Here is a 9,614-nt window from a genome sequence, read left to right as displayed (position 1 = left end):
TTGGGGGTGCCGTGGCCGTGTCCGGTCGCGCCCAGGGAGCCGTACAGCTCGGCGCGTATCGAGGCGGTGTGGGCCAGCAGGCCCTCGTTCTTCAGGCGCCGGGCGAACATCCGGGCGGCGCGCATCGGGCCCACCGTGTGGGAGCTGGAGGGGCCGATGCCGATCGAGAACAGGTCGAAGATGCTGAGCGCCATGATTCGATCAAACCATTCATTATTTGACCGATCAATACCTGTAACGTGGATTCACCGTGCTGATCCATCGCCAGGTGCTCTCCGTGCGGGCAGGGTGGAGTCGGCTGGACGCCTGCGGGCCGGTCATGGCTTGTGACCGGCGGGATTGACCGGATCGACAGTGTGTTGCGGAATGCGGGTGATCAGGGGATGACGGCAACGCGGGCTGTGGTCTTCGGGACGCCGGCGCGGTGATGTGACGTGTTCGCGAATCCGGGACGGCGCAGGCAAAGGCTGAAGCCGGCGGACAGTCCTGCGCCGAGTTCGCGCCCTCCGTAGGGACGGCCGCCTCGCCCCTGACCGGCGTCGCATGGCCGTCAGAGCACGGTGCGAGACGGGATGACCCATGAAGCGCCGTGATCATCACCAGCGGCGTATTCAGGCTCCTTCGCCGGAAGCCGTCAGCGCTCGATAACATTGACCGGTCAATTAACAAATGGTTGGATGTCATCAGTGACTACCCCCAAGTATCAGCAGATCCGCGCCGACCTCGAAGCCCGGATCCGATCGGGAGAACTGCGCTCCGGGGCCAAGGTCCCCACTGAGGCCGAGCTCCGGGAGCAATACGGCGTCAGTCGCGCCACCGCGAAGCGGACGCTGGACGACCTGGCGAGCGCCGGGCTCGTCGTGCGCTACCGGCGGCGCGGCACCTTCGTCGCTGGCGGCAGCCAGCAAATGAACCTGCTGCGGTACGTCAATATCCGCCAGACCGGGCCGGAGACGCACGGTCCCCACGTCGTGCTGTCCGCGCGCGTCGTCCAAGCCCGGGATGCGGGCGTCCCGATGCCCGGCATCGACGACGATGCCCCCGTCAATCAACTGAGGCGCATCAAGTACAACGATCAGGGCGATCCCCTCACCCTCGAGCTCAGTGCCATTCCGTTCGCCCTCGCCCCCCACCTGTTCGACGAGGATCTGGAACAGCTCACCTCCCTGCACTACTTCCATCGAGTCGGTATCCCGATCTCGACCACGCGCCTGTACATCGAACCCGAGGCACTCGACGAGACCATGGCAGACCTGTTGAAGTGCGAACCCGGCACACCCGTGCTCCGGCTGCGCCGCGAAAGCAGGCTGGTGAACGGCCAGCTCGCCGAGGCCAGGTGGGACATCATGCGTCCAGGCATCAGAGACTTCTTCATCGAAAGCTCCGTCCTGGACACGTCTTCCTGACCCCGGGCGCCCCGACCATCCGCGGAAGGGTCGCCGCCCTGGCCAGCCGCACCGCAAGCAGGCCGTGCGCCAGTCTTGCCGCAGCCGGCGACTTCTGCGTCTGCGGCCGTGGCGCAGCGCGCATTTTCCCGCCGCCCGGGCAGTGCCTCCGCCGCGCCGAAGGGTATGGCGCCGGCTCGCACGCAGCTCTCACCCCGACCGCGTCGACGCCCCGCTCTCCGCAGCTGCGCCGTCGGCCACGAAGCCGCGTCGCGGTGCTTCGTCGTCCTGGACAGCCGCATGCCTACGCGACGACTGCCCATGTCGCAAGGGCCGCCGTTAACATAGCCCGACCTGGTTCGTCCCTGTCACCCGCGGAGAGTCTCCGCATGCCGCACCACTCGACATCACAGATTGCCGCGACCGTCCTCGCAGGCCTCCTGATCATCGCCATCGGTGCGGTGCTCTCGGCTCACTTCGCCCGCCGCGCCAAGGGAGCCGCTGACTGGCTTTCCGCGCCCGCGTCGCTGCCCCTCGGCGTCGTCGTCATCACGCAGTTCGCCACCGCCGTTGGGGGTGGTGTCCTCGTCGCCCACGTCGGCGTCGCCTACGCCTCGGGCTGGTCGATCTTCGCCTACGAACTCTGCGTCGTACTGGGCTTCGTCGTGCTTTCCCTGATCGCACCCTGGCTCCGCGCGCAGGGCTTCGCGACCGTTCCCGACGTCGTCACCCGCCTTTTCGGGCGCAACCGCGCTGTCGCAGTCATCGCCGGGCTCTGCGCACTGATCGTGCCGTTCGGCTGGCTGGTCACCCAGTTCGTAGCCTTCGCGCGACTGTTCGGCCAGCTGACCGGCCTGCCACCGTCTGTCCTCGTCCCCGTTATCGCGGTAGCCGCACTGACCTTTGTCCTTCCCGGCGGACTGACCTCCGTGGCATGGACAGACTTCATCTTCGGCATCTTCAAGATCGTCATGGCCCTGGGCTTCGCCGCCTATGCCGTCCACTTCGCGGGTGGCTGGCACGGCATCACGACCCATGTCCCGGCCGAACTCTGGAGGCCCGAGGGATTCTTTGCTGTCGGCGGCGCCCAGATCTGGCTGTGGGCCGCCGCGATCCTCCCCGGCACCCTCACCAACCAGGTGTACTACCAGCGGGTCTTCGCCACCAAGAATGTTCGTGACGCCCGCCGCGGCCTCATCCTGTCGGGCCTGACCATCCTCATTGCAGGCGTCTACGCCAGCGCCATCGGCCTGTCCGTGCGTGCCCTCAACCCGGGACTGGCCCACCCCGAGGGCGCCGCCGGCTGGCTGGTCACCCAACTGCCCGCCGGGATCATGGTCATCTACGGCGCTTTCCTCGTCGCCACCATCGTCTCCACCGCCGGCGCCGCCCTGCAGTCGGTCGTCACCAGCATCGTCCGCGACCTGTACGGGGCAGCGGACAAGAACGGCACCGACAGCGGACGCCGCCTGGTGACCGGCTCCCGGCTGTGCAGCACAGCCGTTGCCACGCTCGCCGTCGCCCTGGCCATCGCCGTGCCCCAGGCACTTACCTGGCTGGTCGCTTCCTACGCCTACTCGGCCTCGGCCCTCGCCGCCCCCATCTTCCTCGGCTACCTGCTGCACCGCCGCGCCCGTCTCACCCCCGCCGCCGCCCTTGCCGCCCTCACCGCCGGCCTCGTCGGCTGCGGCACCGCCCAGGCGCTGAACACCAATGTTCCCTACGTCCTCTACGGCATCGCCGCCTCCGCCCTCGTGATCACCACGTTCGCCGCGCGCACCCCCCGCCCCGCACACCTCGAGCCCAAGCCGAAGGGGAGTCCGGAAGCATGACCCGCACCCCGCCCGGTACCCGCGTCCCGTCCATCGGTGCAGGGGCGGCAGGCACGGCGCCCGCACGGCCTGTTGTCCCGGGCGGCGCCCAGGCAGTCCCGGACGGGCGCACCGCGCTCAGCATGAGCTGATCGACGCAGTCCAGCAGCACGTCATCAGCGGGTTCTCGCTCGCCAGAGCGTGAGCAGGCCCGGGGAAACCTACTGCACGGCCGAGACCACTCCGGACGGTCCGTATCGCCGGCAGCCGATGGGCAGTGGGACTGCATGAAAAGCTCGGAACAGTGTGCTTGCGGAGCCAGGGCCTGACCTCGCCACGGGCCCCGTCGTGGATCTGCCCGGGCACACCCGCGCTGCACGAACACCGCTTCCCTCTCTCCCGCGGCAGGGCGGGAAGCGTGTCGTGCCGGGTGGGGCCATGCAGTGGCGGACATCGGGCCTGCTCCGGCTCCAACCGCCAGCCCGCTGCATCACCCGACTGGGCCTTGGCAGGCGACGGCCCCGGCGGCCCTCGTCCTGGCCATGCGTGCCGAATGCGTTCGGGCTACCGATGGAATGCTGTGACCGGTGGCTTCTTCTGCTCCGCGACGGGGGCGTCCCATGATGCATCGCGGGGATTCCCAGACTCATGGTGCCTGTGGAGCAGCGCCGGATAGGGGTTCCCACAGGCGTCATAGCTTGCGATGGCTGGCAACCCGCTGTCCTGTCGCCGCGGACACGAGGCATGCGGCAGGTGGAGCAGCGGGCCGCGTTACCAGGCTGGTGAGGCACATGCTGTTGCTGTCGTGGGCCAGGAGGCGCTGCTTGGCCGATGCCGGCAGTGCTGCTTGGGCCGGTGCGCTCCAATCACAGCGAGTTCATCCCGGAGGGACAGGATTCTGATCACGCGGTCCTTGGACAGGTCGTGCTCGCGGGCGATCTCCTTCACCGTGATGGCCTGGAGCAGGATGTTGAGGCCGACACGGTCGGGGTAGCTGAGCCAGCTGTCGTCCGCCCGGCCGAAGGTGGCGGCGGTGGGCTTGTCGAACACCGACGATCCAGGCAGACCCAACAAAGCCAGGACCTCGGTGAAGATACCTGCGGGCGCGGGTGATGAGTCGGTGGGATTGCCGAACAGCGACCAGAAGTCTGGTGCGCTGATCTGCCCGCCCGGGAAGACGCCGAGTCCCTCGGGGGCGACGAGCTGGCTGTCCGGCGAGTCGCGGTTCTTGGAGTTCAGCCACGCCAGCACCGCGGTGTTGGTCCGGCGGGTCAGCTCGGTTCCGGCGTAGGCAAGTTCGGGATGTCGGGAGACCACTTGAGCGTGCACCATTGCGGTCAGGCCGTGGAGGATGGCCTCCTCCGATCCGGAGTTCGCACTGTCGTCGTGCATGATCTCGTGACCCACGACGCCGATGAACAGGGCGAAGTTCTCCCGGTCATAGCGCTGGTTGAACACGATCCGGCGCGTGCCATCTCCATTGTTGACGGACTCGGCGACGGAGTCCGGATGAATGGTGGCGCCGAAGGTGACGGTGGTGAACCGCCCGCTGTTAAGGAAGTGGTCGATGGTGGGTTCCCACAAGGTGTCGACCATGGCCGCGTACGCGGCCCGCAATGCCGGGTCGGCAATCCTGGTCCGCACGGCCGGGCTGTCATACAGCGAGAGCGTGCGCCGGACAGACGCTGCGTCCTTGCGGAACTGCTGGTCCAAGAAGCGGACCAGCTGACGGCGGACCTGCTCCTGCGACAGCTTCGGGCCGCTTGCCGACTCCATGGGGGAAGCGTCGGCGTACGCCTGAGGGGTGAACAGGTCGACATCGTCGGGTTTGCGCTGATCCTCCGCCAAGACGCTCCTGGCCAGCGCGCGCGCACCGGAAGCGTCAGGGGATACGGGCATCGCGGTGTACGGCGCGGCGACAGGCTGCACATGCGGTACGGCGACGGCGACCGGCCCAGGCAGAAGCACGGCACCGGCCACGGCCAAGCCGACGGCCCGTCGCCACGAGCGAAGATCGGTCATACACACATGACTAGTGGGGCGCCTGATGGCCCTATCACTCCCGCGCCGCTGGGCGGCGGCCATTCACCCACCCAGTCGCCACCACACCGGCTGGACAGCCCCGGCGTCCTGCGAGCAGTGCCGATGCACCCACCCCCGACCAGCGCAGTGGGAAACGATCACCGCGATCGCGGGACCGATCAGCGCCCGTATTCCGTCACCCGACAGACCGCATGTCGTCGGTCAGCCCGTTCAGCCGGCGAAGGGCAACGGCCCGATCACCCTCGGAGTACGCGACAAGGCCCGCTGCGACCACGCCGAACCCGTGGCAGCGACGGATGCACCGGAGCATCCGTCCACGGCGTCTGCGAAAAATCCCGGTGACGTCTTGACCGGTCAATTGGCTAATTGTACGGTCACAGCATGACGGTGCCAGGTCGCACGCTGCACATCGTCGCCATCTGACGGGACGCGTGATCCGCCGACCGCATCGCACAGACGCTCGTTCCCGGCTGCAGCCCATCCGTCGCACGGCGTCCGTGACGGGCTTCACCACCCCCTGATTCACCTTCCCTGACCCAGACCCCTCCGGAGGTAGCGGCTTATGTCTAGAAAAGTCGCCTATATAGGCGTTTGTATTGCGGCTCTCAGTCTGAGTGCCTGCGGGACACCCACCCCCAGCGCGTCCAAGAACACCCTGGTCGTCGCCGGGTACGGCGGTTCGTACCAGGAGGCTTTCGAGAAGTCCGTCGTCCCCGAGTTCGAGAAGTCCTGCGACTGCAAGGTCACCTACATCGCGGGCAGCTCGGTCGACACCATCGCCAAGCTCAAGGCGCAGCGTGCCAATCCGCAGATCGACGTGGCGCTCATCGACGACGGCCCGCAGGCCCAGGCCGTCAGCGACGGCCTCCTGGCACCGCTCGACCCGAAGACGGTGACGAACCTGTCCAACATCGACAGCCTGGCACGACTCCCCAAGGACGTGGGCGCCGGCTTCTCGCTCAACGCGACCGGCATCGCGTACAACGCGGACTGGTACGCCAAGAACGGGCTGCCCGCGCCGAAGAGCCTGGCCGATCTGGCCCATCCGAAGCTGAAGGGCAAGGTCGTCCTGCCCTCGATCACGAACACCTACGGTGTCGGCCTGCTGATGATGGGCGCGAAGGCGAACGGCGGATCCGAGCGGCAGCCGCAGCCGGGCTTCGACTTCGCCCACAAGCTCGCCGCGAACACCTTCACCTTCGACACCAGCGCAGACGTGTCGAACTACTTCCTGCAGGGTCAGGCGGTCGCCTCCGTGTGGGGCAACGCCCGGGTGCAGAACCTGGCCAGCCAGGACTTCCCCGTCAAGTTCGTCTACCCCCGCGAGAAGGCCGCGCTCCTCCTCGCCACCGCGAACGTGGTGAACAAGGCACCCCACGCCGAACTCGCCCAGAAGTTCGTCAACACCCTTCTCAGCGCGGACGCTCAGGAAAAGCTTGCCGCAGCCGCCTACGCGGGCCCCACCGCGAAGGACGCGCATCTGGACAAGGCTCTGGCCGCCAAGGTGACGGGCCCCGATCAGGTCGCCAAGCTGCAGCAGCTGGACTGGACCACGATCAACCAGCGTCGCAGCGCGTGGACCGATCAGTGGAACAAGCAGGTGGAGACCCAGTGAACGACACGACGCAGACGGCCGCGGCGACCACCGCGGTCCCGGCGGCCGAACGGGGGCGGCTGCGCCTTTCCGGGCTGCGCAAGAACCTGGGCGGCAAGGAGATCGTGCGCGGCATCGACCTGCTGACCGAACCGGGCGAATTCCTCACCCTGCTCGGCCCCTCGGGCTGCGGCAAGAGCACAACCCTCAACATGATGGCCGGCCACCTGATGCCCGACGGCGGTTCCATCGAGGTCGACGGGCGCGACGTGACCACCGTGCCGCCCCACCGGCGCGCCATGGGCATGGTGTTCCAGTCCTACGCACTGTTCCCGCACATGACGATCGCCGAGAACGTGGCGTTCGGGCTGCGCATGCGCAAGGTGAAGACTCCGCTGCGCCGCAAGAAGGCCGCCGACGCCCTGGAGATGGTCGGCCTGGGAAGCATGTCGGACCGGCACCCGCGTCAGCTCTCCGGCGGCCAGCAGCAGCGCGCGGCCCTGGCCAGAGCCCTGGTCGTCGAACCCGATCTGCTGCTGCTCGACGAGCCCTTCTCCAACCTGGACGCGCAGCTGCGGGTCCGGCTGCGCGACGAGGTGGTGGCGCTGCAGCGCAGGATCGGCACCACCACGATCCTCGTCACCCACGACCAGGAAGAAGCCCTGGCGGTCTCCCACCGGATCGCGGTGATGGCCGACGGAGTGATCCACCAGCTCGACGACCCCCGGTCGATCTACCAGCGGCCGGCCACCGATTTCGTCGCGGAGTTCATCGGCGAGGTGAACGCGCTCGACGGACACGCCGCAGGCCCGTCCCCAACGGGCTACCTGTGCCGCCTGGCCGATGACCTCGTCGCCGCCACACCCGCCGCCAACCTGCCCGCCGAGGGCCAGGCCGTACGCCTCTACGTGCGTCCGGAGGCGGTCCAGATCACCCCCGGCGCCGGCAACGGCCTGACCGGCACGGTGAAGTACACCCGATTCCTCGGCACCCGGGTGCGCTGCGACGTGGTCACGAAGGCGGGCACCATCAGCGCGACGCTGCCGTTCGACGCGCAGGTTCCTCTCGAAGGAGCGGAGGTGACCTGTACATGGCGCTCGTCGGACGCCTCGCTGGCCGTGCGGCCGTAAACCGCTGGCGGACCGGACTGCTGCTCGCCGCCCCCGCCGCAGCAGTCTTCACCCTGCTGTTCCTCGCCCCGCTGTCCGCGATGGCCATCAACAGCTTCCGCACCCAGCAGGGCACCCTCACCCTGGACAACTACACCCGCTTCCTCGGCGACCCCTTCTACCGGGACGTGCTGTGGAACACCCTGCGGATCAGCCTGCTGACCACGATCGGCTGCCTGGCCATCGGATATCCCTACGCCCTGTACCTGCGCAGCCGCTCCCCGCGACTGCGCAACTGGCTGGCGCTGCTCCTGCTCTCACCCCTGCTCATCAGCATGGTCATCAGGGCGTACGGCTGGACGGTGGTCCTCGGCCCGAGGGGCCCGCTGGCGCAACTGCTGCAGGCGGTCGGGCTCGAAGCCCCGCAACTGCTCTACACCGACACCGCGGTGCTCATCGGCATGGTCCACGTCATGCTGGCCTACATGGTGCTGCCCCTGATGGGCAGCCTGGACCGGATCGACCCCACACTCCTGCCGGCAGCCAAGGGACTCGGGGCCACCGGCTGGACCTGCTTCTGGCGGATCACTCTCCCGCTGTCCGTCCCCGGCATGCTGGCCGGCTCGGTGATCGTGTTCAGCCTGACCGCCTCCAGCTTCGTCACCCCCGCCATCCTCGGAGGACCGAAGGTCAAGCTCATGCCGTACTTCGTCTACACCCAGGCCACCACCACCTTGGACTGGCCCTACGCGGCAGCGATCGGGTTCATCCTGGTCGTCGTCACCACGGGAGTTCTCATCGCCTATTCCCGACTGCTGGGCCGCGGAAAAGAGGTGTTCTCGTGAGCCGCTCGATCCGCATCCTCGGAGCCGCCTTCGCCACCCTGGTCGCGCTGTTCCTGCTCGCCCCGGTACTGACGACGATCGCCTCCTCGCTCACCACCACCCCCTACGTCACCTTCCCGCCCAAGGGCCTGACGCTGCACTGGTATGCCGACGTACTGAGCAAACCGGAGTTCATGTCGTCGTTCGGCCTGAGCATCGGGATCGCCGTGGCAGCAGCGATCGTCTCCGTCGTCATCGGCCTGGCCGGCGGTCTGGCCATCCACCGGCACCGGTTCCCCGGACGCGCCCTCCTGGAGGGGCTGCTGTCCAGCGCGTTCGCCGTCCCGACCATCGTGCTGGGCATCGGACTGCTGCAGTGGTACGCCCAACTGGGCCTGGCATCCAGCCCACTCACCCTGCTGATGGCGCACCTGGTGCTGACCGTGCCCTACACCGTGCGGCTCTCACTCGCCGGCCTGGCCGGCCTCGACCGCTCGGCCGAGCGGGCCGCCGCAGGACTCGGCGCCGCTCCGCTTTCCGTGTTCTGGCACGTGACCCTGCCCGCCGTGCGCGGGGCACTGATCGGCGGGGCGTTCTTCGCCTTCATCACCTCGTTCGACGATCTCACCGTCGCCCTGTTCGTCGTGACGTCAGACATGCAAACCCTGCCCGTCCGCATCTTCAACTACATGCAATACGACTACGACCCCAGCGTGACGGCCGTCAGCACCCTGATGGTGCTCTTCGCCCTCATCGCCATCGTCGTGATCGAGCGCTTCGTCGGCGTGGCGCGCCTGTTCGGCGCCGACGACGAACGCTGACCACGCATCAACCCCCGTCCCGAGGTA

Annotated in this window: 8 protein-coding genes; 6 read left to right on the top strand and 2 right to left on the bottom strand. The window is 67.9% G+C overall.

Features of this window, described 5'->3' with window-relative positions:
* The coding region (locus tag AB0K02_RS24505) for a serine dehydratase beta chain (protein ID WP_365994660.1) at positions 1-194 on the bottom strand (194 nt) is incomplete at its 3' end.
* A 492-nt stretch (positions 195-686) separates the two neighbouring features.
* Here AB0K02_RS24505 and AB0K02_RS24500 point away from each other — a divergent pair.
* Together AB0K02_RS24500 and AB0K02_RS24495 are read left to right on the top strand one after the other, a co-directional pair.
* Positions 687-1,406, top strand: a complete 720-nt coding sequence (locus AB0K02_RS24500) for a GntR family transcriptional regulator (RefSeq protein WP_365994659.1) — start codon at positions 687-689, stop codon at positions 1,404-1,406.
* A 368-nt stretch (positions 1,407-1,774) separates the two neighbouring features.
* The gene (locus AB0K02_RS24495) at positions 1,775-3,217 is read left to right on the top strand and encodes a sodium:solute symporter family protein (RefSeq protein WP_365994658.1); all 1,443 of its coding nucleotides are present in this window, start codon (positions 1,775-1,777) and stop codon (positions 3,215-3,217) included.
* A 750-nt stretch (positions 3,218-3,967) separates the two neighbouring features.
* Here AB0K02_RS24495 and AB0K02_RS24490 read toward each other — a convergent pair.
* Positions 3,968-5,218 carry a hypothetical protein gene (locus AB0K02_RS24490; protein ID WP_365994657.1) on the bottom strand — a complete coding sequence of 417 codons (1,251 nt, stop codon included), beginning with the start codon at positions 5,216-5,218 and terminating at the stop codon, positions 3,968-3,970.
* Positions 5,219-5,801: 583 nt separating this feature from the next.
* On the opposite strand from AB0K02_RS24490, the gene AB0K02_RS24485 reads away from it, so the two are divergent.
* From AB0K02_RS24485 to AB0K02_RS24470, 4 genes are read left to right on the top strand one after another with little or no spacing between them, the layout of a single operon-like run.
* Positions 5,802-6,854 (top strand): ABC transporter substrate-binding protein, encoded by a 1,053-nt coding sequence (locus AB0K02_RS24485; RefSeq protein ID WP_365994656.1) that lies wholly within the window; start codon positions 5,802-5,804, stop codon positions 6,852-6,854.
* A complete protein-coding gene (locus AB0K02_RS24480; protein WP_365994655.1) occupies positions 6,851-7,963 on the top strand; it encodes an ABC transporter ATP-binding protein in 1,113 nt (370 codons plus the stop codon). The genes AB0K02_RS24485 and AB0K02_RS24480 overlap by 4 nt, the downstream gene beginning before the upstream one ends.
* The gene (locus AB0K02_RS24475) at positions 7,924-8,787 is read left to right on the top strand and encodes an ABC transporter permease (protein ID WP_365994654.1); all 864 of its coding nucleotides are present in this window, start codon (positions 7,924-7,926) and stop codon (positions 8,785-8,787) included. The genes AB0K02_RS24480 and AB0K02_RS24475 overlap by 40 nt, the downstream gene beginning before the upstream one ends.
* A complete protein-coding gene (locus AB0K02_RS24470; RefSeq protein WP_365994653.1) occupies positions 8,784-9,587 on the top strand; it encodes an ABC transporter permease in 804 nt (267 codons plus the stop codon). Before AB0K02_RS24475 ends, AB0K02_RS24470 begins: the two co-directional genes overlap by 4 nt.
* Positions 9,588-9,614: the final 27 nt, after the last annotated feature.

It is taken from the genome of Streptomyces sp. NPDC049597 (assembly GCF_040675505.1).
Lineage (GTDB): Bacteria > Actinomycetota > Actinomycetes > Streptomycetales > Streptomycetaceae > Streptomyces.
This window is presented reverse-complemented; position numbering and strand designations above follow the sequence as displayed.

Coding starts and splice junctions, on each gene's coding strand:
- AB0K02_RS24495 (WP_365994658.1), top strand. CDS start 1,775: ATGCCGCACCACTCGACATCACAGATTGCCGCGACCGTCCTCGCAGGC.
- AB0K02_RS24490 (WP_365994657.1), bottom strand. CDS start 5,218: ATGACCGATCTTCGCTCGTGGCGACGGGCCGTCGGCTTGGCCGTGGCC.
- AB0K02_RS24485 (WP_365994656.1), top strand. CDS start 5,802: ATGTCTAGAAAAGTCGCCTATATAGGCGTTTGTATTGCGGCTCTCAGT.
- AB0K02_RS24475 (WP_365994654.1), top strand. CDS start 7,924: ATGGCGCTCGTCGGACGCCTCGCTGGCCGTGCGGCCGTAAACCGCTGG.